Annotated in this window: 26 protein-coding genes; 10 read left to right on the forward strand and 16 right to left on the reverse strand. The window is 69.5% G+C overall.

Going from position 1 to position 25,061, the window contains the following annotated elements; genetic code table 11:
- Positions 1–79 precede the first annotated feature (79 nt).
- Both RIE31_07995 and RIE31_08000 read left to right on the forward strand, forming a co-directional pair.
- A complete protein-coding gene (locus RIE31_07995; protein ID MEQ8640527.1) occupies positions 80–433 on the forward strand; it encodes a TraR/DksA C4-type zinc finger protein in 354 nt (117 codons plus the stop codon).
- Positions 430–1,005, forward strand: a complete 576-nt coding sequence (locus RIE31_08000) for a hypothetical protein (protein ID MEQ8640528.1) — start codon at positions 430–432, stop codon at positions 1,003–1,005. The genes RIE31_07995 and RIE31_08000 overlap by 4 nt, the downstream gene beginning before the upstream one ends.
- Here RIE31_08000 and RIE31_08005 read toward each other — a convergent pair.
- From RIE31_08005 to RIE31_08020, 4 genes are all read right to left on the reverse strand, one after another.
- Positions 1,002–2,111 carry an NADH:flavin oxidoreductase/NADH oxidase gene (locus RIE31_08005; protein ID MEQ8640529.1) on the reverse strand — a complete coding sequence of 370 codons (1,110 nt, stop codon included), beginning with the start codon at positions 2,109–2,111 and terminating at the stop codon, positions 1,002–1,004. The genes RIE31_08000 and RIE31_08005 overlap by 4 nt on opposite strands.
- Positions 2,108–3,394: a multidrug effflux MFS transporter gene (locus RIE31_08010; GenBank protein ID MEQ8640530.1), complete on the reverse strand. Its 1,287-nt coding sequence runs from the start codon at positions 3,392–3,394 to the stop codon at positions 2,108–2,110. Before RIE31_08010 ends, RIE31_08005 begins: the two co-directional genes overlap by 4 nt.
- 167 nt (positions 3,395–3,561) lie before the next feature.
- Complete coding sequence (locus RIE31_08015; GenBank protein ID MEQ8640531.1) at positions 3,562–3,948, reverse strand: VOC family protein; 387 nt, start codon at positions 3,946–3,948, stop codon at positions 3,562–3,564.
- 61 nt (positions 3,949–4,009) lie between these two features.
- Positions 4,010–5,227 (reverse strand): MFS transporter, encoded by a 1,218-nt coding sequence (locus tag RIE31_08020; GenBank protein MEQ8640532.1) that lies wholly within the window; start codon positions 5,225–5,227, stop codon positions 4,010–4,012.
- Between the two features lie 184 nt (positions 5,228–5,411).
- On the opposite strand from RIE31_08020, the gene RIE31_08025 reads away from it, so the two are divergent.
- The 4 genes from RIE31_08025 to RIE31_08040 are packed head-to-tail and all read left to right on the forward strand — an operon-like array spanning position 5,412 to position 9,389.
- Positions 5,412–6,845 carry an amidohydrolase family protein gene (locus RIE31_08025; protein MEQ8640533.1) on the forward strand — a complete coding sequence of 478 codons (1,434 nt, stop codon included), beginning with the start codon at positions 5,412–5,414 and terminating at the stop codon, positions 6,843–6,845.
- Positions 6,846–6,856: 11 nt separating this feature from the next.
- The gene (locus RIE31_08030) at positions 6,857–8,149 is read left to right on the forward strand and encodes a hypothetical protein (GenBank protein MEQ8640534.1); all 1,293 of its coding nucleotides are present in this window, start codon (positions 6,857–6,859) and stop codon (positions 8,147–8,149) included.
- 31 nt (positions 8,150–8,180) lie between these two features.
- On the forward strand, positions 8,181–8,798 hold the full coding sequence (locus tag RIE31_08035; protein MEQ8640535.1) for a glutathione S-transferase family protein: 618 nt from the start codon (positions 8,181–8,183) through the stop codon (positions 8,796–8,798).
- Positions 8,799–8,822: 24 nt separating this feature from the next.
- Positions 8,823–9,389, forward strand: coding sequence for a hypothetical protein (locus tag RIE31_08040; protein MEQ8640536.1), 567 nt, complete (start codon positions 8,823–8,825; stop codon positions 9,387–9,389).
- Here RIE31_08040 and RIE31_08045 read toward each other — a convergent pair.
- Genes RIE31_08045 through RIE31_08060 form a run of 4 tightly spaced genes read right to left on the reverse strand, consistent with a single transcriptional unit; the run spans position 9,386 to position 14,188 of the window.
- Positions 9,386–10,003 (reverse strand): DUF899 family protein, encoded by a 618-nt coding sequence (locus RIE31_08045; GenBank protein ID MEQ8640537.1) that lies wholly within the window; start codon positions 10,001–10,003, stop codon positions 9,386–9,388. The two genes, RIE31_08040 and RIE31_08045, sit on opposite strands and share 4 nt — an antisense overlap.
- Positions 10,004–10,033: 30 nt before the next feature.
- Positions 10,034–11,251, reverse strand: coding sequence for a PLP-dependent aminotransferase family protein (locus RIE31_08050; GenBank protein MEQ8640538.1), 1,218 nt, complete (start codon positions 11,249–11,251; stop codon positions 10,034–10,036).
- A 1-nt stretch (position 11,252) separates the two neighbouring features.
- Positions 11,253–12,419, reverse strand: a complete 1,167-nt coding sequence (locus RIE31_08055; protein ID MEQ8640539.1) for a hypothetical protein — start codon at positions 12,417–12,419, stop codon at positions 11,253–11,255.
- Between the two features lie 17 nt (positions 12,420–12,436).
- Positions 12,437–14,188: a thiamine pyrophosphate-requiring protein gene (locus RIE31_08060; protein MEQ8640540.1), complete on the reverse strand. Its 1,752-nt coding sequence runs from the start codon at positions 14,186–14,188 to the stop codon at positions 12,437–12,439.
- A gap of 102 nt (positions 14,189–14,290) precedes the next feature.
- Between RIE31_08060 and RIE31_08065 the strand changes: the two genes are divergently transcribed.
- Both RIE31_08065 and RIE31_08070 read left to right on the forward strand, forming a co-directional pair.
- Complete coding sequence (locus RIE31_08065; protein MEQ8640541.1) at positions 14,291–15,178, forward strand: FkbM family methyltransferase; 888 nt, start codon at positions 14,291–14,293, stop codon at positions 15,176–15,178.
- Positions 15,175–15,858, forward strand: coding sequence for an FkbM family methyltransferase (locus RIE31_08070; GenBank protein MEQ8640542.1), 684 nt, complete (start codon positions 15,175–15,177; stop codon positions 15,856–15,858). The genes RIE31_08065 and RIE31_08070 overlap by 4 nt, the downstream gene beginning before the upstream one ends.
- On the opposite strand, the gene RIE31_08075 is transcribed toward RIE31_08070, so the two are convergent.
- From RIE31_08075 to RIE31_08110, 8 genes are all read right to left on the reverse strand, one after another.
- Entirely contained in the window at positions 15,855–17,246 is a 1,392-nt protein-coding gene (locus tag RIE31_08075; GenBank protein MEQ8640543.1) for a hypothetical protein, read from the reverse strand. The two genes, RIE31_08070 and RIE31_08075, sit on opposite strands and share 4 nt — an antisense overlap.
- Positions 17,247–17,345: 99 nt before the next feature.
- Positions 17,346–17,810 carry a BLUF domain-containing protein gene (locus RIE31_08080; GenBank protein MEQ8640544.1) on the reverse strand — a complete coding sequence of 155 codons (465 nt, stop codon included), beginning with the start codon at positions 17,808–17,810 and terminating at the stop codon, positions 17,346–17,348.
- A gap of 10 nt (positions 17,811–17,820) precedes the next feature.
- Positions 17,821–18,345 (reverse strand): GNAT family N-acetyltransferase, encoded by a 525-nt coding sequence (locus RIE31_08085; GenBank protein ID MEQ8640545.1) that lies wholly within the window; start codon positions 18,343–18,345, stop codon positions 17,821–17,823.
- Positions 18,346–18,347: 2 nt separating this feature from the next.
- Positions 18,348–19,736 carry an ATP-dependent protease ATPase subunit HslU gene (hslU, locus tag RIE31_08090; protein MEQ8640546.1) on the reverse strand — a complete coding sequence of 463 codons (1,389 nt, stop codon included), beginning with the start codon at positions 19,734–19,736 and terminating at the stop codon, positions 18,348–18,350.
- On the reverse strand, positions 19,733–20,299 hold the full coding sequence (gene hslV / locus RIE31_08095) for an ATP-dependent protease subunit HslV (GenBank protein MEQ8640547.1): 567 nt from the start codon (positions 20,297–20,299) through the stop codon (positions 19,733–19,735). Before hslV ends, hslU begins: the two co-directional genes overlap by 4 nt.
- A 134-nt stretch (positions 20,300–20,433) precedes the next feature.
- On the reverse strand, positions 20,434–22,143 hold the full coding sequence (locus RIE31_08100) for a hypothetical protein (GenBank protein MEQ8640548.1): 1,710 nt from the start codon (positions 22,141–22,143) through the stop codon (positions 20,434–20,436).
- 28 nt (positions 22,144–22,171) lie between these two features.
- Positions 22,172–22,498 (reverse strand): lipid-A-disaccharide synthase N-terminal domain-containing protein, encoded by a 327-nt coding sequence (locus RIE31_08105; GenBank protein ID MEQ8640549.1) that lies wholly within the window; start codon positions 22,496–22,498, stop codon positions 22,172–22,174.
- On the reverse strand, positions 22,498–23,409 hold the full coding sequence (locus RIE31_08110; GenBank protein MEQ8640550.1) for a glycosyltransferase family 2 protein: 912 nt from the start codon (positions 23,407–23,409) through the stop codon (positions 22,498–22,500). The genes RIE31_08105 and RIE31_08110 overlap by 1 nt, the downstream gene beginning before the upstream one ends.
- 115 nt (positions 23,410–23,524) lie before the next feature.
- Here RIE31_08110 and RIE31_08115 point away from each other — a divergent pair, with 115 nt between their 5' ends.
- Both RIE31_08115 and RIE31_08120 read left to right on the forward strand, forming a co-directional pair.
- Positions 23,525–24,211 (forward strand): GNAT family N-acetyltransferase, encoded by a 687-nt coding sequence (locus tag RIE31_08115; protein MEQ8640551.1) that lies wholly within the window; start codon positions 23,525–23,527, stop codon positions 24,209–24,211.
- Positions 24,208–25,026, forward strand: coding sequence for a HisA/HisF-related TIM barrel protein (locus RIE31_08120; GenBank protein ID MEQ8640552.1), 819 nt, complete (start codon positions 24,208–24,210; stop codon positions 25,024–25,026). Before RIE31_08115 ends, RIE31_08120 begins: the two co-directional genes overlap by 4 nt.
- Positions 25,027–25,061 lie beyond the last annotated feature (35 nt).

Genomic DNA, 25,061 nt, shown 5'->3' on the forward strand with positions numbered 1-25,061 from the left:
CGGGGACGGAGGCCGGCACAAGACGGGGTGGCTGGACGGGCGGCGCCGCCGCCGTCAGGCTTCAGCCATGGGCAAGCCGGTGAGCGATCGTGAATGGCGCAAGCGTCTGGCGGCGCTGCGCGACGAGCTGGACGCGGCCGATGCGCGCGGCCGCGACGAGGCCAGGCCGGTGGCCCTGGACCAGGCGGCGGTGGGCCGCCTGTCGCGCATGGACGCCATGCAGGTGCAGCAGATGGCCCTGGCCGAGCAACAGCGGCGCGATGTCATGCGCCGGCGCATCGCCGCGGCGGAAAAGCGCCTGGATGACGGCGAGTTCGGCTATTGCGCCGGTTGCGGCGAGGATATCGCGCCCGGCCGGCTGGCCGCCGACCCGACCACGCCCCAATGCATCGATTGTGCGACGGGAGCGGGCGGCAAAGAAGCAGGACGATGAGCGTGCTGCGCCCACTGGCCCACCTGGCGGTGCCGGTGGTGGAGTTCCTGCCGATCCTGGCGTTCGTGTGGGCCGGCCGTCAGGGGAGCGATGATGAGCAACGGTTTGTGGTGGCCGGTGCGGTGGCGCTTGTGGTGCTGCTTGTTATGGCCGCCGGCTGGCGGGTGGAGCGGCGGCGGCCCAACCCGCTCAATCTGGGGTTCATGGCCTTCCTGCTGTTCTTCGCCGGCGCCTTCGTGAGCGAGATCGGCCCGTGGCTGCGTCTTGGCGGGGCGCTGCGCGAGACGGCGCTGCCGCTGTTCATGGCCGCCGCCGCCGTGTGGGCCCATGTGGCCTGGCCCGGCCGGGCGGTCCATGGCAAGGCCGCGCTGCAGGCCGATGCAAGGCGGCTGGCCATGACCTCGTGGCTGGTGCTGGCCGCCCTGCCGCCGGCCATCGCCATGAGTGTGGTGTGGCGCGGCGATGAGCTGCTGGCGGCGGTGGCGCCGGTGGTCGGGCTCTACCTGTGGCAGGCGGGTCTGCGCCAGTGGCTGGAGAAGCAGGCGGCGCGGGACGATGGGGCGGCGGACTAGTAATCCGCCGGCGTCGGCGGGCCCTTGAGCGAAGGGTGGGCGCGGGCGTATTGCGGCGGGAAGGGCGCGGTGGCGCCCAGCTCTGCTGCCGCGTGCCATGGCCAGTGCGGGTCCCACAACAGGGCGCGGGCGAGACACACCATGTCGGCCTGTCCGGCCTGGAGAATGTCCTCCGCCTGCTGCGCGCCGGTGATCATGCCGACAGCCAGCGTGGCCAGGCCGGTTTCGCGCCGGACCGCTTCGGCGAAGGGCACCTGATAACCGGGGCCCAGCGGAATCTGCTGGGCCGGCGATGAGCCGCCGCTGGATACGTCAATGAAGTCGCAGCCGCGCGCTTTCAAAGCCATGGCGAATTGAATCGTCTGCTCCAGTTCCCAGCCACCGTCCACCCAGTCGCTGGCGGAGACGCGGATGCCCAGCGCCCGATTCGCCGGCCACAGGGCGCGCACCGCGTCGAACAGCTCCAGCGGAAAGCGCAGACGGTTGTCCAGCGATCCGCCATAGGCGTCGTCGCGCCGGTTACTGAGCGGTGAGAGAAACTGGTGGATGAGATAGCCGTGGGCGCCGTGCAGCTCTATGGCGTCGAAGCCGAGACGCAGGGCGCGGCGGGTGGCCCGGGCGAAGCCGTCCTTCACCCGCTCCAGCCCGGCCTGGTCCAGCGCCATGGGCGCCGGCCAGCCGGAATCGAACGGCAGGGGCGAGGGGGCCACCGTCCGCCAGCCGCCGGGCGCATCCGGCATGATGGGCCCGCCGCCGCGCCACGGCAGATTGCCGGAGCCCTTGCGGCCGGCATGGCCGAGCTGGATGGCGATACGGGCGGCGCTGTGGCGGCGGACGAAAGCCAGGGCCGGTTTGAGCGCCGCCTCGTTGGCGTCCGACCACAGGCCGAGACAGGCCGGCGAGATGCGGCCCTCGGGCAGGACGCCGGTGGCCTCCACGATGATGAGCCCGGCGCCGCCGGTGGCGAACTGGCCAAGGTGCATGAGGTGCCAGTCGCTGGCGCTGCCCTCTACCGCCGAGTACTGGCACATGGGCGAGACGGCGATGCGGTTGGCCAGGTGCAGCGGGCCCAGGCGGACAGGGGTGAAGAGCAGCGGTTCGGTCATCGGTGTCCGGACTTCGGTGTTTTGCTTTCCAGCGGTCGCACCACAAAGCGGAAAGCGAGGAAAGACAGCAGGCCGCACAAGCCGATGGCGGTGACCATGGGCAGCGGCGACCCGTTGTCATTGTTGAGCAGGCTGATGCCGGTGCTGGCGGCCATGGAGAAGGCCATGCCCAGAATGCCCACACCGGAGCCGGCGAGACCGGCCATGGCGCGATAGGGCGCCAGCGCGCCGGCCATGGCGTTGGGCTGGCAGATGCCCATGCCCAGCAGGAAGACCATGAAGGGCAGGGTGAAGCCGACGACGCCGGCGATGCCGCTGCTGGCGATGGGCGCCCAGCCGATGGCGGCGGTGGCAAGGCCGCCCAGGAGCGTCAGCCCGGTGCCAATGGCCAGCATGCGCGTAATGCCGAGGCGGGTGCTGTAGCGCCCGGCCAGCAGCGCGCCGGAGACCATGGCAATGACGTTGAAGGCCGGGAAGATGGCGAAGAATTGCGGGCTGTAGCCCAGCCAGTCGATGAAATAGAACGAGCCGCCGGTGGTGAAGCTGAGAATACCGGCGGACGACGCGCCGATGATGATGGCGTAGCCGATGAACAGGCGCGACGAATAGACGTTGCGGTAGTTGCCGAGCAGGATGCGCATGTCCAGCGCGCGAGGATTGCGCCGGTCGTTGGTCTCTGGCAGGCGGGCGATGATCGCCGCCAGCAGACCACCGGCCAGCAGGGCCATGAAACCGAAGGTCCAGTGCCATGACAGATACTGTTCGAACTGGCCGCCGATGAGCGGGCCGAAGGCCGGCGCCGACGAGCCGGCGGCCTGCACATAGCCCATGATGCGCGCCGCCTGTTCGCGTTCGTAAAGGTCGCGGATGACGATGGCGCTCATGGCGAAGCCGGCGGTGGCGCCGGTGCCCTGCAGGAAACGGCCGGCGATGAGCACCTCTATGGACGGGGCGACGGTGCACAGAATGCTGGCGGCGAAGAACAGGGTCATGCCGGCGATGAGCACCGGCCGCCGGCCGTAGCGATCAGAGAAGGGGCCGTAGGACAACTGGCCGGCGGCGAAGCCCAGCAGGAACAGGGTGACCGTGAGCTGGGCGGTGCCGGCGGTGGTGCCAAAATAGCCCGGCAGGGCCGGCAGGCTCGGCACATAGGCGGTCATGGCGACGGTGCCGACCCACGACAACACCACCAGCAGGACCGGAATGACCACCCGCTTTTGATGGTCGGTCAGGGCGCCGGCGGCAGCAGCGGCGGATGGCGGCGGCGCGGCCGGCTTTGTCATGGCGGTCTTGTCCTGCGGGGCGGGTCGCGACGGATGAGGCGACGGGACGGACGACAGATATGACGCGGCCGGCCGGTCGTGGCAAGGCGGCGGCGGTCCGGCGGCCGGCGGTGTGCAAGGCGGTGGCCGTCCGGCCTATGGCCTGCGCCGCCGGTTGAGCCGTGCCCTCAGACCGGCCGGTCGCCAGCGTGGGACGAGGTGATGGACAGCCGGTAGCCGCCCATGGCGGAGATCGTATAGGTGTCGTGGATGGTGCCGCGCTCGATCGGTGACGGGTCGAGGCCAAGGGCGACGTGTTCCGTTCGCGTGGCGTCAACATCGTCGACCATCAGGTCGAAGGGGGCGTGTGCGCCGGCGGCGATGGCGCGGTCGGACTTCTGGACGATCAGATGGGTGCCGCCGCGCAGCTCCAGCACGGTGAAGCGGTCATTGCCGGCGACCCGGCGCAGGCCGATTGAGGTCAGGAGTTTTGTCGCGTCGGCCACATCGGGCACATCCACCATCACATGGCCGATGGCGACGGGCGGACGCGGGTCTTTGTTCTGCGTTGACATGACTGCCTCCCTGTATGGTGTGCGGGGAATATCGGCCTGTGGCGCGGCCGGGCAAGTGGCCCTAGGCGGTCGTCCGCCTTCTGCGCCAGTCGAGGCTGCTGGCCAGCCACAGCACGGCGGCCACTTCGACGGCCATGAGCAGGGCGAAGGCGGTCTGGTAGCCGCCCGGCGCGAAGCCGGCGCCGGGCGCGGAGAACAGCCCGATGATCAGCCCCGTCGCCCATTGGCCGATGAAGGCGCCGACGAAGGCCATCAGATTCATGGCGGTGGAGACGCGGCCCGACAGGTGCACCGGATAGGCCGGCACCAGGGCCGAATAGACCAGCATGGCCGAGGTGCCGAAGAAGCCCATGACCGCCATGAACGGCCAGGCCAGTTGGGTGGCGTTGAGGACCAGCACGGTCTGCGCCAGGACCGCCACCGACACGCCGCTGACCGCCAGCTTGAGCGGATCATAGCCGCGCCGGATGAGCCCCTGGGTCATGGCGCCGAGGCCGAGAAAACCGGCGGTCATGGCGATGGCGAAGAGCATCAGCATGTTGGCGGTGGTGGCCGGCGAATAGCCGCCGATGTCGCGCAGCCACGGCCCCGCCCACAGGCCCTGAAACGACTGGCCGGCGGCGGACAGGGCGAAGATCATCGGCCCTATGCGCCAGAACAGCCGGCTCATGAATACCTGGCGCACACCGTCGAGGCCGGCGCTGATGGTCTCCTGGGTGCGGCTGCCGGGCTTTTCCGGCACCGCCAGGAAGATGAAGGCGCTGGCGAAGAAGGTCAGGCCGGCGAGACCGACGAACAGGCTGCGCCAGCCGGCGATACCCAGCGCCAGCTCCACCGGCGTCGTCGCCATGATGGCGCCGAAACCGCCGACCGCCAGCACACAGCCGTTGAGCAGCGGCAGGCGCTCGTGGGGAAACCACAGGACGAAGACCTTGAAGCTGGCCATCAGGCAGGCGGCGACGCCAAGGCCGATGAGGCCGCGGGCGATGATCAGCCCCTCGGTGGTCTCGGCGCGGGCGAAGAGAAAGGCGCCCAGTGCGGCGAACAGCAGAAGGAAGGCCTCGGTGCGGCGCGGTCCGAAGCGGTCGAGCGCCACGCCCAGGGGAATCTGCACCGCGGCGAAGGTGAGGAAATAGACGCTGGTCAACAGGCCCAGGGATTCCGGTCCGACGCCCACATCCGCCACCAGTCGGGGCCCGACCACCGCGTTGATCGAGCGGAACAGGAAGGACAGGAAGTAGCCGAGCGCGAAAGGCAGAAAGATGCGCAACAGGAGCATGGGCGACGCTTGACGGTTCTGGCCACAGGGGGCGGGCGGCAAAAGGGACGCCCGCAGGACGGTGCGGCTGGCGAAGGGCGACGGGCGGCCGTGTCAGGCCGGACGGGATCGGGCTAGTCTAGTGGTCGGCGGCGCACCGCGCGAGGCGGCACGGCAGCCACGTCATGAGAGGGATTCAAGAGCCATGAACGAGACCACCTGCATCCGCCACATCGACTTTCTGATCGCCGCCGACGCGGCCGGTCATCACTATCTGCGCGATGCGGACCTGGCCTTCGCCGATGGCGCCATCACCTTTGTCGGCCGCCACTATGACGGGCCGGTGACGACGGAGGTGGACGGCCGCCACATGATGGTCATGCCGGGCATGGTCAACATCCACTGTCATCCGTCGTCCACCTTTGAGCTGAAGGGTATTCGCGACGAGCTGTCGAGCCCCAAGATGTTCGGCACGGTGCTGTTCGAATATACCGGCGTCGTCAGCATGGACGACGAATATCGGGTGGCCGGCCTGCAGGCCTCGCTGGCCGAGCTGCTGAAGAGCGGCTGCACCACGGTGGTGGATTTCGAGTTTCCCTTCGACGGCTGGCTCGACACGCTGGCCGACAGCGGCATCCGCGCTTATGCGGGGGCGACGTTCCAGTCGGCCAGCTTCCGCACCTCGAACGGCCATGAGACCCGCTACGACTGGGACGAGGAGTCCGGCCGCCAGCAGTTCCGTCAGGCGATTGCCGCGGTGGACGCGGCGGAGCGCCATGAGAGCGGCCGCCTCAAGGGCATGATCTGCCCGGGCCAGGCGGACTCCGTCACCGAAGAGCTGATCCGCGAAACGGTGGCGGCGGCGGCCGACCGCAACATGCCGGTGCAGGTCCATGCGGGCCAGAGCATCGTCGAGTTCGCCGAGATGATGCGCCGCCATGGCAAGTCGCCGGTGCAGTGGCTGAACGATCTTGGTTTCCTGCGACCGGGATCGATACTCGCCCATTGTCTCTTCACCGACGACAATCCGCGCCTGTTCTGGCCGGAAAAGCGGGACATCGGGATTCTGGCAGAGACCGGCGCCACCATCGCCCACTGTCCGGTGGTGCAGGCGCGGGCCGGCCGGGTTCTGCACAGTTTTTCCAGCCACCGCAAGCGTGGCGTCAATATCGGCGTGGGCATCGACGCCAACCCGCTCAACATGGTGGACGAGGTGCGCAACGTGGCGCAGATGGGCTGCGTCGCCGACGGCTATCGCGGCGACGCCACCGTGGCCGATGCTTTCAGCGCGGCGACCCTGGGCGGCGCCAAAGCCCTGCAGCGCGACGATCTGGGCCGCATCGCGGTGGGGGCCAGGGCCGACCTGGTGCTGGTGGACCTTACCCACCCGCTGATGCAGCCACGGCGCGACCCCCTGCGGACGCTGGTGTTCTCGGCCCTGGAACGGCCGATCCGCCATGTCTATGTGGATGGCCGCCAGGTGGTGCGCGACGGCGAGGTGACCGCCTTCGACCATGGGGCGGCGGCGGCGAAGATGAACGCCGGCCAGGAGCAGGTGCTGGCGCGGGTAGCGCAGCGCCATTGGTCCGGTGGCAGCGGCGATCAGGTGTTCCCCCGCGCCCTGGCCACCCGGCAATAGGAGGCCAGGGCATGACCACGGCAAAGAGGTCGGACGACAGTGCGTTGCAGGCGGCGCAGAAGGAAATCGCCGGCAAGCTGGAGCGGCTGCGTACGGTGCGGCCGGTGATGCTGGACCTGACCATCCGCGAGCCGGCGACCGGATCGCCGCTTGGCCACACCCTGGCCGACAAGCACACCCTGCTGCGCCTGAGCCAGGAGCTGGGCTTCAACCGCCGGGTGGTGGCCACCCTGGCCGGTCCGGAGACGGTGGACGACCGCTTCTGCCAGGACCTGCGCGCCAGTGGCGCCGATCTGTCGGGCGCCTTCGTCTTTGTCATGCCGGGCGCACGCGATGGCGCCGGCGCCTTCGTGCCCGATGTGAGTCTGGAGAAGCAGGCGGCGTTCGGCTCGCCCAATTCCATCTTTCATTTCGAGTTCAGCCGGCCGCGGCGCGAGCGGGCCGGCCGCAGCGGTGAAGAGACGCTGGCCAATCTGGAGGAGAGTGTCGCGTGGATCCGCCAGAGGACCGGCGGCGACGTGTTCATCAACCTGTCGGACGTGATGGACTGCTTCCGCGACGAGCCGGACTATGCCAGCGAAGTGGCGCGGCGGGTGGCGGCCCTGGCCCCCGAGGGCCTGATGTATGAGGACCCGCGCGGCACCCAGTTCCCGTTTCAGCACGGCGCGGTGACCCGCTGGCTGCGTCATCACTTTGCGCCACCCACCCTCATTCTGGTGCATCCCCACGCCGGCAACGGCATGGAGCACGCCTCGGTCATCGAATCGGTGCTGGCCGGCGGTGACGGCGCGTGGCTCGGCTTCACCAGCCATGCGGCGACGCTGGGCCACGCCTCGGGCATCGCCTATCTGGTCAACCTGATGCGCGCCGACAACGAGCAGGTGGAGGAGACGTATGCCGCGACCCGCTTCGTGCCGGCGGCGCAGGCGATCGCCGAGGTGCACAGCGGCGGCCCGCCGCCGCTGACCGAGCCGGTGGCGGGGGAATGGGCCTATCGCGACGTGCTGGACAATTTCACCCAGGCGCACGGCCAGCCGGGCGACATTGTGGCGGCGCGGGTCGGCGCCAAAGGCGGGTGGCGGCTGGTGCCGGCCATCGCCTCCGCCGCGGCAGTGGCCAAACGCCTGGTAGAGACCGGCATCGAACCCGCGGCGACGGCGCAATCGGATCTGGCGAAACATATGGCGGACGCCATCCGGCAGTCCCTGCTGGCCGGCCACAAGCGGCCGTGGGACGATGGCGCAGAGCTCGCCCGCCTGGCTGAACAGGTGCGCCAGCAGATGAAACAACAGGCGGCGGAATGACCGCTGCCCCACTCAGCGGGAGGAATAACCCATGAAGCTCTATCAGGGGGCGACGTCGCCGTTTGCCGTGCGGGTGCGTATCGCCGCCTATGCCAAGGGCATTGACCTGCCGACGGAAGCGCCGCCGGGCGGTTTCGCCAGCGACGCCTTCAAGGCCCTGACGCCCATGGGCAAGGTGCCCTCGCTGCGGCTGGACGACGGCCGCATCATCGCCGAGTCGGCGGTCATCAACGAGTATCTCAACGACGCCTGCGACGGCCCCGACCTGCTGCCGGCGGACCCGGCGGAGCGGGCGCGGGCGCGCATGATCACCGCCATGACGGACAACTATGTGTTCGCCCGCTATCTGCCGCTTTTCGCGCTGGTCAAGGCGGAAGGCAAGGACAGTCCGGCGCTGGCCGCCGGGCTGGGCGAGGTGCGGCGCGGACTGGCGGCGCTGGAGCGTTGCGTGGACGGCGGCGGCCATGCGGTGGGCCGGTCCCTGACCCTGGCCGACTGCGGCATGGCGCCGGCGCTCTATTATCTGACGGAATATGGAGAAGAGTATTTCGGCGTGGCCGACATTCTGGCCGACTGCCCGAAGCTCCAGGCCCTGTGGGCCGGCCTGAAAGAAGACCCGCATGTAAAACGGGCGCTGGCGGACAGATAAAGCAGCGAGTCCAGGAGCCCAAAGATGGATGCGTTCGAAACCCTAGTCAGTGAAATCTTCTGGCGTAAGGGCTTCTGGGTTCAGAACAATCTCAAGGTCGAGCTGACCAAGGAAGAGAAACGCAAAATCGGACGACCGACGGCACCACGGTGGGAGCTGGATGTGGTCGCGTACAAGGGTGGTTTGAACGAGCTGCTGGTTGTGGAATGCAAGAGCTATATCGACTGGGTGGGTGTTTCCTTTGCGGCGTTCGAAGAGGGTGGCCTGCATAGCAGCCGGTACAAGCTGTTTAACGACAGCACACTGCGGACCCTCGTCCTTGACCGGCTGAAACAGCAGCTTTGTCGAACCGGACTTGTGGCGGCGAATCCCACGATTACTCTGGCCCTTGCCTGCGAGAAAATCCGTAACGACAAGGATCGCGAAAAGATCCGCGCGCACTTCGATACGCAAGGCTGGGAGTTGTTCGACGAGGCGTGGTTGCAGGACGAGCTCAAGGAGATGTCCAAGGGGAGCTACGAGAACAGCGCGGCGGCGGTCGTCGCTAAACTGTTGCTGAGAAACCGGCAGACGCGCACGCCAACCGTCTAGTCCGGCAGGTTGGCGCCACCATCATCCATGGCGTCCGGTCGTCGCCAGTAGCTGAACTGCGGGTGCCAGTCATCCTCGCCACGGCCGGCCATGGCCAGCAGATGCCAGGCCGGACAGAACAGGTCGTTCTCGCCGAAGGCGGCGGCGTGCCGGCGGCGGATGGCGGCGCCGTCGCGGCGATAGACCACGCAGCCCGGATAATTGTCATGGCCCGGCTGGATTGCCTGTTCGCGGATATAGGCGCCGCCACCGTGTGAGGCCAGGCGGAAGCGCCAGCCCCGCTCATGGGCGAAACGCTGTTGGGTGTGAGGGTCGTCCTTCGACAGCAGAACTACGCTCATGGCGGTTTCCAGATGGGGCAGCAGGCCGTTGAGGCCGTCGGCCCGCAATGTGCAGTGGCGGCAGCCCTGGCCCATATTGTGAATGGCCAGCAGGGTGTCGTGGCCGGCGAAGAGGTCACTGAGGCGCAGCGGCCCGGTGAGCGTGGCGAAGCTGTAGTCGGCCACCGCCGGTCCACCGTCATCGGCAGTCTGGCGGCGCAGGTGGTTGAGCCGGGCGGTCTTTTCCCAGATTTCCTTTTCCAGCGCGGCGATGGAGTCGGATGGGGTGGACATGGCGGGGTGCCTCCCTGTTCGGTTGGGGGTCTAGCCTCTCACATTGGCGCTTGTGGCGGGCACGCCGAACTCCCGCTGGCAGATGGCGGCGAGGCGGGCGATACCATCGCGCATTTCCTGTTCCGTCGGCGCGGCGAAGCACAGGCGGATGTGATGGGTGGCGCTGTCGGGGTCGGCCGACCAGCGCGGGCCGGGGTTGATCGCCACGCCTTCCGCCATGGCGGCGGCGAACAGACGCTCCGCATCCACCGCCTCAGGCAGGCGCACCCACACATAGATGCCGCCAGGCGGCCTGTGCACGTCGGCGGCGGTGCCGAAGGACTCGGCGAGGCATTCCAGCATGACGTCGCACTTGCGCTTCAGCGCCTGGCGCAGACGGTCACGGTGACCGGTGAAATGGCCGGCGAAATACTCGGCCACCACGAGCTGTTCCAGCGCGCCGCTGCCGCCACCCTTGGCCGAGGTCATGCGCGACAGCACGGCCGGCGGCGCTATCGCATAGCCAAGACGCAGCGCCGGCGCCAGATTCTTGGAGAAGCTGCCCACATGGATGACGCGACCGTCACTGTCGAGGCCCAGCAGGGAGGGCGGTCCGTCGCCCTGCCACAGCAGGTCGGCGTAGCATTCGTCCTCGACGATGGCGAGGTCGTGGGCGGCGGCGAGGCGCAACAGCTCGTGGCGGCGGTCCAGCGGCAGGACGCTGCCGGTCGGGTTCTGCACGGTGGGAATGGTGTAGAGGAAGCGCGGCCGGGTGCCGTCGGATTGCATACGCTCGAGCAGGCCGGCCAGAGCCGCCATGTTGAGCCCGTCCTGATCGAGGGGGGCGGCGACGATCCGGGCGCCGGCGGCGCGCAGCCCGTTGAGCGCGCCTTCATAGCAGTGCTGCTCGACAATGACCGTATCGCCGGGGTTGAGCAGCACCCGGTTGATGAGGTCCAGCCCCTCGTGCGAGCCGGTGGTAATGAGGACGGAGTCCGCATCCACCGTCGCGCCGCGATGGCGCGCCAGGCGCTGCGCCACTTCGCGTCGCAGGGAGCGGACGCCGCGTGGCCCGTCGCCAATGGAATAGTAGCTGAGGTCGCGGCCACGGTCGCGCAGCACCGCCACCGCCGCCTCGGCCAGGCCATCGCTCGGCAGGCTTGCCGAATCGTTGTGGCCGCCGATGAAGTTATACGGGGCAAAGCCGGACCATGTGGGCGCCGGCGCCGGCGCGGCGCGGGCCAGGCGGCGCTCGAAGTCGAAAGCCATGTCAGATCCTCTCGAGAATGGTCAGCCCCTGCACCCGGTCGATGACGTAGATGAGGCCGCGCTCGTCAACCGTCACGTCATTGGACTGCGCCCGGGTCATGGCGCCGCGCAGGGGGGGCACGAAGTGAGCCACCTCGCGGATGGCATGGGGGTTGGCGATGTCGACGATGCGCAGGCCGTGGGCGAACCAGGCGACGGGAATCTCCGTGCCGGTGACGATCTCCGACGGCTGATGACAGCCGGTGAAGTTAGCCACCGGCGTACCGTCGTCGCCGGCCACCTGAAAGGTGGAGAAGGGCACCGGGTGGGCCTCGTCGGTAATGTCATAGAGCCACAGATACGCCCCCTCGCCGGGGCCGATCTTGGCCGCGTCCTCGTCCGCCACCAGCAGCACGTCGCGGCCGCGCAAGCGGTAGGGCAGAGGCAGGGCGGTGTGCGTGGGCCACGGATGGGGCGGCGCGGTGCGGAAGCCGCCGACCCGCCTTGGCCGGCTGATATCGGCAATGTCGAGAATGGCGAAGCCGCCGTGCCAGTAGCTCACATAGAGGCGGTCGCCACGGCGCAGCGGGTGGTGACAGTGCCACGAGCCCTTGTCCCATGACGGGGTTTCGCCGCCGGCGGTCCACTGACCCTCCATCCACCAGCGGCCCGCCTCGACTGGCTTTGCCGGATCGGCCAGATCGAGGATGACCATGATGGTCCCTACATAGCCATCCTGGGTGGCGGAGAGATAGGCGTAGCGGCCGTCGAAGTCGAAACGGTGCACGCCATTGCCCGGAATCCGCCAGTCGGTGATATGGCGCGGCCGGCCGGGCGTGGATACGTCATGGATGGCCAGCCCGCCCCTGAGGTCGGGCGACGACGGCACCATGGGGCCGACAAATTCGCGGTTGGTGAGCATCAGGCCGTTGGCCACCCGCACCTTGTGGGCGTGCATGCCGGGCGGCATTTGCAGGTGGTCGAGCTGTCTGGGATTGGCCGGATCGCGCACATCAACCGTGCTGGTGCCGGCCGGGTGCTTCATATGGCCGATATAGGCGATGCCCTGATCGACCACCACCTGGCCGCCGCCGGGGCAGTCGAACCAGGCGACCTCGCGCAGACCGTGGGCGCTGGCGGCAATGACCGGTTCAGGCAGAGCAGGTTGTGGGGCAGGCGATGGGGTCATGGCGGCTCCTGGCAGGTCTATTTGGAGAAGTCGTAGCCTTCCTTGACGACGAACTCAGCAACCGCCGGGCGGCCGGCCTCGGTCTCGGCAATAGCCGCCCTCAAGGCATCGGCGATGGCCTCGGGCCTGTCGGTGCGGCGCGACCACACGCCCAGCCCCTCTGCCACCCTGGCGTAATTACCGCCTTCGTCCCACGCGCCGTAGGTCTTGATGGCATAGGGCATGGAGTCGCCCTCCATGGCCATGACACCGTTGTTGAAGACGATGGTCAGGGTGGCGATGCCATTGCGCGCGGCGGTTTCCAGATCGAGTCCGGTCATGCCGATGGCGGCGTCGCCCATGACGTTGATGCACAGCTTCGACGGCTGCGCCAGTTTCGCGCCCATGATCAGGCCGAGGCCGTAGCCGAGCTGGGTGGACTTGCCCCAGCCCAGATAACCGCCGGGTCTGGTGGCGCGCCAGAAGGGAGCCACCTGTTCGCGCGGGCTGCCGGCGTCATGGGTGATGATGACGTCGGCCGGATCGACCAAGCGGGCCAGTTCGTGCAGGACCCGATACTGGTTGATGGGCACTTCGTCGGACTCGTGCTGGGCCCGCCAGTCGGCCAGCCATTGGGTGCGGATGGCGGCGATGCGGTCGGCGGTGTCGCTTTTCTTGCGGCCGCCCTGGCGCTCCACTTCGTCGGCCAGGGCTTCCAGCGCCAGACGGGTGTCGCCCAGCAGGGTGACGGCCGGCGCGCTTTCCTTGTGCATGTCGGCGAGCGCGCGAGTCTGGTGGATGATGATGCGGTCGGCGTCGGGCACGCGCGGGCCGAAGGCGGTGCGGGTAAAGCTGGTGCCGAAACCGGCCACCACATCCGCCTCGCCAAGGAAGGTGCGCTGCATACGGGTGCCGTTGACCGCCGACGCGCCGACCGACAGGGGATGGTCCTCGGGAAAGCCGCTCTTGCCGCTGAGGGTGGTCATCACCGGCGCGTCCAGCAGCTCGGCCAGCCGCACCAGGGCTTCGCTGGCGCCAGACGTGATGACCCCCTGGCCACCCCACAGGATCGGCGCCTTCGCCGCCACCAGATGCTTCGCCGCCGCCGTCACCGCGTCGGGGTCAGGCATGGCCAGGGCCGGGCGCACCCGCACCCACGAGTTCACCAGGGCGTCGGGCACCTCTTCGTTCCAGGCTTCGCGCGGCATTTCCAGAATCGCCGGACCGCCGGCCGACCGCAGGGTGAAATAGGCCTGGCGCAGCAGCGCCGGCACGTCCGTGCCGGTGGCCGGGGCGGCTAGGAAGCGGCTGACGCGGGAGAAGTTGTCCAGGCTGGAGAAGGCCTGATGGACGTGGCGGCGCGAACGGGAATCGCCGCCGGCGATGATCAACGTCGGCACGCTGTCGGAAAAGGACTGAGCGACACCGGGAAAGCTGTTCTCCACGCCGGGGCCGGCCTGCATGGTGAAGACGCCGATCTTCTCGCCGAAGCTGGCCCGGCCGAGGCCATCGGCCATGGCGATGCCGACCCGTTCCTGGCGGCAGACCACAGGCCTGATGCCGGCTATGGCGGCGTGCTCGATCAGCTCCTGACGCGGATAGCAGAACAGCATCTCCGTGCCTTCGGCCTTGAGGATGCGGGCAATGGCTTCGATGGCTTTCATGGGATCCCCCGGTGCAGGCGCCTGATGCAGGCTTTTGCCAAAGTCTAGACCCCGGCACTGGCGGCGGGCGAGGGGGATGCCCGGAAAACACGCATATGAGCGCGTCGCATGGGTCAGGGTTGCGATTCATGCGGAGTGAGGCGCGGCGCCCGGCGAAGGCTGCTAGTCTCCGGCGCGGGGCGGCCGCGCGCCGCGGTTGTGACCGGGCCATGGGCAAGAGGGGACTCAGTGACGGGCCTGATGGAGATATTATGCCGTTGCGGCGGCCACTACGGCGCGGCGCTGGCGCGGCGGGCCGGCCTGCTGCAGGAGATTGCGCGCCTGCGCCGGGCCGGGGTGGCGCTGCCGCCGGGTCTTGGCCGGCAGGCGTTGCGGCGGCCATCGGCGGCGGAGGATGTGGTCAATCTGCTGCGCTTTCTCGATCCGGCCGAGGCCTATTATCTGGTGGATGTGGGAGCCAATGTGGGGGCATGGACACGCGATTTTCTGCGCGCCTTTCCCCATACGGTGCCGGTGCTGGTGGAGCCGCAGGCGGCGGTGCAGCCACATCTGACCGCCCTGGCCGCCGAGATTGCCGGCGCGGTGGTGCATCAGGTCGGCGCCTCCGATCATGCGGGCGTGGCGACCATGCATGTGGGCGGCGACCACACCCTGTCATCGCTGGAGCGTTATGCACCAGCGGCGGCGGCCGGCCGCGACGAGGGGCACGACCGGCAGAGTGTGCGGCTGGCCCGCCTGGACGATCTGGTGCTGGACCCCGCCTTTGACGGGCAGCAGCGCGTCGTGGTGGTCAAGATCGACGTGCAGGGCCACGAAGTGGCGGCGGTGGCCGGCATGACCAGGCTGCTGGCGCGGGCCGAGGCGGTTCTGGTGGAGCTGTCCTTCGTGCCGGAGTATGAGGGTATGGAGCCCAGTTTCGCGCCGGTGACGGCGGCCATGCTGCAGGCCGGCCTGCACCCGGTGGTCTTTCAGGAGGCGGGCCGGGTGGCGGCGAGCTATCCGGTGGAGCGCGATGTGCTGTATGTGCGGGCGGCGCGGCTCAACCGCATATGGCACGACTGGCGGCCGGCCCCGCCGGCCGCAGAGGCGCCGGCAGGCCGGACCGGCGGCGCATGATGGCCCGCGTCGCCCGCGTCTGCGGCCACAGTTTCCTGGCCAGCCTGTTTGGCTCGCCGCCGCTGATCATTGATGCCGGGTTCAACCACGGCCAGTTCAGCCAGGCCATGATGACGGCCTATGACGCACGGATGGTGGCCGTGGAGCCGGTGCAGGCGCTGTATGACGCCCGTGCGCGCGACCCGCGCCTGCGGGCGTGGCGGGCAGCGATCGGCGGTCATGACGGCGAGGTGGTTATCAACGTCTATGCGGAGCGCTGCGCCAGCCTGCTGGGCGAGGTCACGCCGGGCGAGGAAAGCAGTGGTGAGACGGTGGCGCTATGGACTCTGGCCCGCCTGCGGCGCGAGGCCGGGTTCGACCAGGCGGACCTGCTGAAGCTGGACATTGAAGGGGCGGAGCTGGATGTGTTTGAGGGCGCGGCGGCGGCGGAGCTGCGATGCTTTCGCCAGATCACGGTGGAGTTTCATGACTTTGTCTGGCCGGAGCAGGCGGTGCGCGTGCGCCGGGCCATGGCGCTGATGCGGGCGGCCGGGTTCCGGCGGATCAATTTCAGCCGCGACAATACGGATGTGCTGTTCGTCCGGCGCGATCTGCTGTCGTGGCCGGCCTGGCTGTGGTTGCGGTTTGTTGTGCGCAACCTGCGGGGCCTGCGGCGTCGCCTGCGGGGAGAGCGGGACTAGGGCCGGCGGCGGGTGAAAGCCTTGCCGGCCCAGGCAAGCACGATCCATGGCGGGGTTAAGACCTGGCGGAGCCAGGCGAGCGGCCGCTCGTCGCTCATGCGCCAGGTGACCGGCAGCACCCACATCAGCATGATCGCCTCCGCCGCCAGCAGGGCCCAGCCGGCGCCGGCGAGGCCCGTGGCGCCGACCGCCAGCCAGGCCAGCAGAGTCGCCCCCAGCCCGTAGACCAGCAGATAGACGATGGCGACAGGTCCGTGGCGGTTGGTGGCATAGGCCACCATCAGGGCGGCATACCACAGGCTGTTGAGTACGGCGGCCAGCAGCAAGGCGGCGGTCAGCGGCCAGTCGAGGATGATCGCCCCGCCGGTCCACAGATCAAGCACCGGCCGGGCGGTCAGGGCGATAGCCACCGCCACCGCCAGCCCGCCCCACAGGGAGAACTGGCTGGAGCGGCGGAACAGGCGACGGAACAGGTCGTAGTCGGCCGCGCCGTGGGCCATAGCCATTTCCGCCTGCATGAGGCTTCCCAGCACGGCGCGCGGCTGCATGGCGAGACGGGTCAGTATGCGGATGGGCACGAAGACGGCGACGGCCGCCGGGCCCAGCAGGGCGCCGACCACCAGACGCAGGGCCTGGGTGTTGAAGGCATTGCCCAGCGGAAAGGCAAGCGAGGCGAAGGCGGGCGCGGTCAGGGCGCGGACCTCGGCCCAGGTGGCGCCGGCCAGTCCATAGCGCAGCCAGGGCGCCGTGCGCCGCAGGACCAGGCGCATCATGACCAGCCCGGCCAGCCGGCCGGCCAGCCAGCCGCCGGCCGCGGCCACCGGTCCGCCACCGGCCAGGACGGCGATGGCCAGGCCGCCAAACTCCAGCAACTGGATGGTGGTCATCAGGGCGATGCCCTGACCGTAGCGGCCTTCGGCCATGAAACCGCCATAGAGCAGGCTGGACTGAAAGCCGGCCACCACATGGAGAATCAGAAGGCCGACGACCGTGGCGGCGACGGGCCCGCTCATGACCGTGAAACCGAACCAGCGGTCCAGCGGCAGCAACGGCGCGCCGGCGAAGGCCAGCACCACCAGCCCGGCGGAGACCGCCAGCAGCAGGAGGAAGGTGCTGCGGAAAAGAGTCAGCGCGCCGGCCCGGTCGCCGGCACCGGCGCGAATGGTCATCTGCCGCGCCGTGGCGTCGGCGAAGCCGCCGTCGCCGGCGGCCAGCCAGGCGGGGATGGCGGCCAGCATGAGCCATTCTCCGTAGAGCTGCACACCCCACAGGCTCAACAGCAACGGCACTTCGGCCAGGCGAACGAAAAGGATCGTCGCCTGGCTATAGGCCTGGGCGCCGAGACCGAGGGTGAGGCGGCGGATCAGGCTGGGGCGGCGATCAGGCAAGGGCGGATTCCCGGCAAAGTCGGGCGGCGACGAACGGTTGCGCGGGCGCCGCGTTGGCGCACGGACGGGGCCACTATAGGCCGGGCGGCGGGGCGCCGGCTAACGGCCGCCGCAAACCTGCCAGAAGGTGCGGATCAGGCGCGGCGCCACCGGGTCATGGACCGGCACGTTGGCGGTTCGCTCCGCCGCCTGGCCCCCTGATGACAGACGCCGCTCCAGCGCCTTGTGCGACAGACGGAACAGGGCGTCGCCGCCGGCCTCGCCAGGCAGCACCGCATGCACCCCCATGGCCCAGCGGTCAAACAGCCGGTTCTGCCGCGGCGCACGATGAATCACCGTCAGTCCGTAATGCCGGCGGTCGCGGTGCAGCTTGCCGTAGATACCCTCCACGGCGGCCTGGCTGCCTTCGAGATACTGCAGGAAATTGCCGCCCACATAGAGCAGCAGACCGGTGACGCCGGCGGCGCGGTTGTTGCGGACCGACACCTGTTCGATGCGGCCGAGGTCGGCCATGTCCATCTGCCGCAGGGCGTTGGAGGTGTAGAGAATCTGATAGAGGGCCATGTGTAGTCCGTCAGTGGAGAGCCAGGCTCATACGGACTTCATCGTACAGCCGGCCGGCGACGGCGTTTGCCTCGGGGTCGGTGCCCCAGACGACGAAGCCGCGGGATTCATAAAGGCGCAGGGCGGAGACATTGCCGACAGTCACGGCGAGGCTGATGCGGCGCAGGCCGGGCCGGGCGCGGGCCGCGGCGATGAGGGCGTCCAGCAGGCGGCCGGCCGTGCCCCGGCCGCGGACCGCGGGCGCCACATACATGGTCCACAGGGTGGACAGGTGCCGGCCCTGTTCCCGGTCGTTGAAACCAAGCGCCCCCAGTGCGACGAGGTGCCTATCGGCAAAAGCGCCCATGACCAGCGAGGAGTCATGAATGGCGGCGATCTCCCCATCGCTGCGGGCCGTCCACTCGGCGGCGCTTTCGCCAAACGCTTCGGGATGGTTGGTCAGCGCCTCCAGCCTGAGGGCGCGGAAGGCGGCGGTATCGTCGGCGGTCAGCCGCCGGATGGTGAGGGAATCGGCTGGCACGCTGAGGCTGGCCACGGTTAGAGGATAAAGCGCGACAGATCGGCGTCCTCGGCCAGGGCGGCCACCCGCTCCTGCACCAGGGCTTCGGTAATGGCGATGGTTTCGCCGCCGCGGTCGGTGGCGGTGAAACTGATTTCCTCCAGCAACCGCTCCATCACCGTATGCAGGCGGCGCGCGCCGATATTCTCCACCGCCGTATTGATGTCGGCGGCGAGCGTGGCCAGGGCGTCTATGGCGCCGTCGGTGAAATCGAGAGTGACGCCCTCGGTCCCCATGAGTGCCACATACTGGCGGATCAGGCTGTTCTCCGGCTCGGTCAGGATGCGCTTCAAGTCATCGCGGGTCAGCGCCTGCAATTCGACGCGAATGGGCAGGCGGCCCTGCAGTTCCGGCAGCAGGTCCGATGGCTTGGCCAGATGAAAGGCGCCGGAGGCGATGAACAGCACATGGTCGGTCTTTACCGCGCCGTGCTTGGTGGTGACGGTGGTGCCTTCGATCAGCGGCAGCAGGTCGCGCTGCACCCCCTCGCGGCTGACATCGGCGCCATGGCGGTCGGAACGGGCGGTGATCTTGTCGATCTCGTCGAGAAAGACGATGCCGTTCTGCTCCACGCTGTGGATAGCGTCGCGCACCACGCGATCCTGATCGAGCAGCTTGTCGGACTCTTCCTCCATCAGCACCCCATAGGAGTCGACCACCGACATGCGCCGCTTGCGGGTGGCCTGGCCGAAGCTCTTGCCCAGGATGTCGCCGAGATTGAGCATGCCCATCTGCGCGCCGGGCATACCGGGGATATCCATGGTCGGCATCTGCATGGCGCCGCTGTCGCGCACGTCCACCTCGATCTCGCGCTCGGCCAGTTCGCCACTGCGCAAGCGCCGCCGCATGGCGTCGCGGGTCTCGCCGCGGGCATGGTCGCCCAGCAGGGCATCCAGTACGCGATCTTCCGCCGCCAGCTCGGCCCTGGCCGCCACGTCCTTGCGCATGGCCTCGCGGGTCATGTGGATCGCCGCCTCCAGCAGGTCACGGATGATCTGCTCCACATCGCGGCCCACATAGCCGACCTCGGTGAACTTGGTAGCCTCCACCTTGATGAACGGCGCGCGGGCGAGACGCGCCAGACGGCGGGCGATCTCGGTCTTGCCGACGCCGGTCGGGCCGATCATCAGAATGTTCTTGGGCAGCACTTCCTCGCGCAGCGCCTCGGGCAGTTGCTGGCGGCGCCAGCGGTTGCGCAGGGCCACGGCCACGGCGCGCTTGGCGTCGCGCTGGCCGATGATGAAGCGGTCGAGCTCTGAGACGATCTCGCGCGGGCTGAAGGCCAGGTCTTCGGCCGAACCGTCGACGGCGGATCCGTCAGACGCCGGGCCAGCGGCGGTATCGAGGCGGACGGCGGGGTCGGTCATGACGGCTCCGGCAGGGATTCAAGGGTCAGGTTGGCGTTGGTGTAGATGCAGATATCGGCGGCGATGGCCATGGCGCGGCGGACGATGGCCTCCGCATCGAGCCCCGGCTGATTGATCAGGGCGCGGGCGGCGGCCAGGGCATAGGCCCCGCCGGAACCGATGGCGACGATGCCGTCATCGGGCTCCAGCACATCGCCGACACCGCTCAGCAGCAGGGCGTGCTTCTCGTCGGCGACGGCCATGACGGCTTCCAGCCGACGCAGATAGCGGTCGGTGCGCCAGTCCTTGGCCAGCTCCACGCAAGCCCGCTGCAACTGATCGGGATGCTGTTCCAGCTTGGCCTCCAGGCGTTCGAACAAGGCAAAGGCATCGGCGGTGGCGCCGGCGAAGCCGGCGATCACCTTGCCGCCGGCGAGCCGGCGCACCTTGCGGGCGCTGGCCTTCATGATGGTCTGGCCGAGGGTCACCTGACCGTCACCACCGATGACGGTCTTACCGTCGCGGGCCACCAGCAGGATGGTGGTGCCGTGGAACAGTTCAGGACTGGCGGCGGGACTGGTCATGAGGCGGGGCCGGTGTAGTGGGGCGGGCGGTGGAAACGGCGCGTCGGGCGAGGTGCGGACCCCTGCATATGGGGCCCGCCGTGTGGCGATCAAGCGGCAGCCGGTGGCCGCCGCTTCACACCCGGGCGATCAGACTAGGGGTCGAGGCCGGCGGCGGCGAGGGCGTCCGCGTCCCAGATCTCCAGAATCCGGCCGCGATAGCGCCCGCGGAACAGCGGTTCGGCCGGCGGTTCAGCGGCCCGGCGGTGCATGGTCACGAGAAGCCCGCCAGGATGGGCGGCGAGCCAGGCCAGGCCATCGCCCTCCGCCACCTCGGCCACGGGCCGGGTCAGACGGCCGGGAAAGTGAAATTCGCCGGTATACTCGCCAAGCCGGGCGATGGGGCGGCCCGCGGCCTCGGCCGCCGCCAGAAAGCGCGCCGCCGGAGCCGTATCATAGGCCGGCCGCGCCTGCGGCAGGATGGTCAGGTGGAGGATCAGCAGGACCGCCGGACCAACCAGCGTCAGAGCCAGCGCCTGCAGGCGGCGGCTGCCGCGGGTGGCAAACAGGAGCGCCGCCGCCAGCGCCAGGCTGGCCCAACCGGCGACAAACGCGCCGCGAAACAGCCATTCCGGCAACCAGGGGTAGGGAGTGCCACTGGCGGCCATCAACTGAAAGTCGGCGACGAGCAAGGCCAGGCCGAGAGCCACCAGAACGACGGCCGGCAGCACCGTGGCGACACGGCCTGCCCGCACGTCGCCGGCCCCACCGGCCAAGGCGCGGGCCAGCAGCAGGGCCAGCGGCACCATCAGCGGCACGATGTAATAGGCCTGCTTGCCGCTGATGGCGGAGAACAGCAGCAGGGCGCCGCCGCCGGTGATGGCCAGCAGGCGGGCGCCGCCGTCGCGCCAGAGACAACGCCGGCCAAGCGCGCGCCAGGCCGGCGGCCACAGCAGCCAGGGGAAGAAAAGAGCCGGGCTGAGCGCCGCATACCACCACAGCGGCTGGCGGTGGGCGAAGGAGTCGGTGATGCGGCCCTCGGTCTGGCCCCATAGAATGGCGTTGAAATAATCCGGCCCGCCGGCGAGACCGGCGGGAATCGCCCAGGCCAAGGCAAGGCCGGCGCCGGCGGCAAAGGCGAGCCCGGTGGCGCCATACCAGGACAGCCATGATCTGTGTGGCGGCCCGTCCGCCAGGCGGCCGGCCCACAACGGCCCGGCCAGCGCCGCCGGCAGCAGCATCAGGGTAATGACCGGACCCTTGGCCAGGACGCCGAGACCGAGACCCAGCGCCCACAGGCCCCAGCCTGTGAACCACGCGCCGCGCCACGGTGGCGCGCGGGCGGCGGCGACCAGACCCAGCAGGCCGATGAGGAGGGCCACCGCCAGCAGCATCTCGAACAGCACTACCGTGGCGAAGAGGGCAAAGAGCGGCAGGCCCAGCGCCAGCAGCGGCGCCATGGCACCGGCCCGGCGGCCGGTCTCGCCGGGCCACAGGCGGCGGCCGAGCGCGACCGTGAGGACCAGGGACGCGGCGGCGGCCAGCGGCGGCACCAGCCGGGCCCAGGTCTCCAGCGGGCCGAGCACCAGCCAGCCGGCATTGATCAGCCAGTAGAGCAGGGGCGGCTTGTGGGGATAGGGCTGGCCGTTCAGGTGCGGCACCAGAGCGCCGGCGTCACGCCACATCTCCCACGCTACCGCCAGGGCGCGGGTCTCCGCTGTCGGCAGCAGGGGGCGGGCCCACAGGGCGGCCACCACCAGGGCCAGCCAGACCAGGGCGGCCAGGCCCAGCCACAGACGCGGTGAAACAGACGTGTGCGATGAAACGGGGGTGGCGGGCGGCGTCGGGTCAGGCGGAGCGGTCATGACGGGGCGCGGCCGGCGGTGGTGTGGCTCAGGCGTCCGCATGGACGCGGCGTCGCTCGCGGCGGATCAGCACCAGATTGCGGCCATAGATGACGATGCCGGTGGACTGGCCGAGGATGAAGACCGGATCGCCGATGCCCACCGCATATATGAAGAGAAGCACGCCGCCGATGATGGAGCAGTACCAGAAGATCAGCGGGATCTCGCTGCGGCCGACCCGTTCGGAGTGAATCCATTGCAGGATGAAGCGGGTGCCAAACACCGCCTGACCGGCAAAGCCGATGATCGCGAACCAGGTGAGGTTGTCCGCCACATGGCCCCAGGCGGCGGCAAGGGCCTGGATGATTTCTGCCATCATGGGCGGTTTTCGCTGCGGTTCATTTCCTCTATAGGCCCCGGCAGGCGCTGCCGGCGCAAGAGCCAGGCGACCCCCATCAGATCAACAATGCCGACCCACAGGCGGTTGGCGATACCGTAGTGAGAGCGCCCGCCGCCGCGCGGCCGGTGATTGACCGGCACCGAGTGGCTTTGGCCGCCGGCACGCTGCACCAGAGCCGGCAGGAAACGGTGCATATGGTCGAAGTGCGGCAGGGCCATGAAGGCGTCGCGGGCGAACAGCTTCAGGCCGCAGCCGGTGTCGGGGGTGTCGTCCTGCAATATGCGGCGACGCACACCATTGGCCATGCGCGACGACAGGCGGCGGATGGCGGAGTCGCGGCGCGCGGTGCGGTGGCCGGCGATCAGCGCCAGCGGACGCGCCCCCACGGGCACGGCCTGCAGCGCACGCCACAGGGCCGGGATGTCGGCCGGGTCGTTCTGGCCGTCGCCGTCGAGAGTGGCGATCCAGACGCCACGGGCGGCACGGATGCCGGTCAGCAGGCCGGCCGACTGGCCCGACTGGCGGCGGTGACGCAGGACGCGCAGCTCTGGCACCGCCGTCGCCACACCGCGCAGCGCCGCCGGCGTGTGGTCGCCGGAGGCATCATCAACCACGATCACTTCCCACGATGCGTTGAGAGAGGCGGCCAGCGGCCGGAGGGCGGCGGCAACCTCCTCCACCAGCGTCGGCAGGTTGCTCGCCTCGTCATGGGCCGGGATCACCACCGACAGGAGCGGGCCGCCGTCGCCGGCCGGGGCAACGGCCTGGGATGCCGCAAGGGACGCGGCAGGGCGCGGCGCGGGGCGCGAGGGTGGAGACGGGGGAAGGCTCATGGCGGCAGCAGTGTAGTCCGCCTTGGCCGCGCCGTCAGTCACGGCCTCGTTCATGGCTGCCGGATTCCGCAGGCAAGCGAGGAGGCAAGCCAGGACATGCCGTGGCACAGTGGCCAGCGGCTTTGGGCCGCGTGTCAGGGGCGCGTGGCGACGGGCCCGCACACCTGATATGAGTGATGGCCTGTTCGCCGCGCCACAGGACGGGCCCGACCATGACCCCTGCGCCATGACCCCTGCCGCCGATTCCGCGCCGCCGGCTGAGCCCAGCGACTCGCCGGCTGCATCGCCGGCCCTGTGGGCCGGGCCGGTCGACCGGCTGGGGCCGGCCGATCTGGCCGACCTGTCGGACGCCACGGAGGGCGCGATCCTGGCCGGCGGCGGCTTCGGCTGGTTGTCGCCGCCGCCGCGTAATCGGCTGGAGACTTATTATCGCGGCGTATTGGCGATGCCGGAACGGGTCCTGTTCCTGGCCCGTATGGACGGCACCGTGGTGGGCGCCGCCCAGCTTATCCTGGCGCCGCCCAACAACGAGGCGCAGGCGCGCATGGGGCAACTGGCCCACGCCTTCATCGCCCCCTGGGCGCGCGGTCATGGCCTGGCCCGGCGCCTGACCCTGGCGGTGGCGGCGGAGGCGCGGGCGCGGCATCTGCTGGCCCTTAACCTGGATGTGCGCGAGACGCAGACGGCGGCCATCCAGCTCTATGAGAGTCTCGGCTTCCAGCGGTGGGGAACCAATCCGTCCTATGCTTTTGTGGAGGGGCGGATGATCGCCGGCCACTCCTTTACCTTGCGCCTGACGGGCGAGACGGCGGCGGCGCCGGACGCAGCCGATGGCGAGGATGTGCGCCATCCATGATTCTGTATCCGGCTCTGGAGCTTCGTGACGGTCACAGCCTGCGCCGGCTGTCGGGTGATGACCCGGTTGAGGGAGCGGCCGGTCATGACGACGGGGCGGACGAGCCGGCGGCGCAGGCCGGCCGGTTTGCCGCCGCCGGTTGTCGCTGGCTGCACGTGGTGGCCAGGGACAGCCGGTCGGCAGAACCGTCCGGCGATGGGGACGGGCGCGGCCCCTATAGCGGCGACGATCTGGACAGTGACCCGTCAGGCAACTGGCCGGCGGTGCGGGCCATTCTGCAGGCGGCGCGGGCCGGGGGCGCGGCGGTGCAGATCACCGGCGCGCTGGGCGGCGTGAAGCGTTTCGCCGGATGGCTGGAAGCCGGCGCGGCGCGGCTGGTGCTGGGGCCGGCGGTGCTGGCCCGGCCGGAGGCGGTGCGCCAGGCCTGCCGCGATTTCCCCGGCGCCGTTGCGGTCAGTCTGGAGGCCCGCGACGGCATGTCGGAAGCGGCCGGCTGGACCGCCAAACCGAGAGTGCGAGCGGTGGACATGGCACTGCGGCTGGAGGAAGCCGGCGTCGCGGCGATCATCTATACTGACATCAACCGGGCCGGCGCGGTGGCGCGCCTCAACCTGGAAGCCATTGTCGACCTGGCCTGGGCGTTGACCACGCCGGTCATCGCCGCCGGCGGCATTACCGGTCTGGACGAGCTGGCGGCGCTGCAGGCGGAAGAGGCGGCCGGCATCGAGGGCGTGATCGTCGGCCGCGCGCTCTATGACGGACGCATCCCCTTGCGTCAGGCGCTGGCCATGATGGCGGCGCGTACGGCCGACTGATTTGACACGCCTCCGGCCGGGCGGCAGTTTCGCCG

It is taken from the genome of Alphaproteobacteria bacterium (genome assembly GCA_040218575.1).
In the GTDB taxonomy this organism is placed as follows: Bacteria; Pseudomonadota; Alphaproteobacteria; order JAVJRE01; family JAVJRE01; genus JAVJRE01.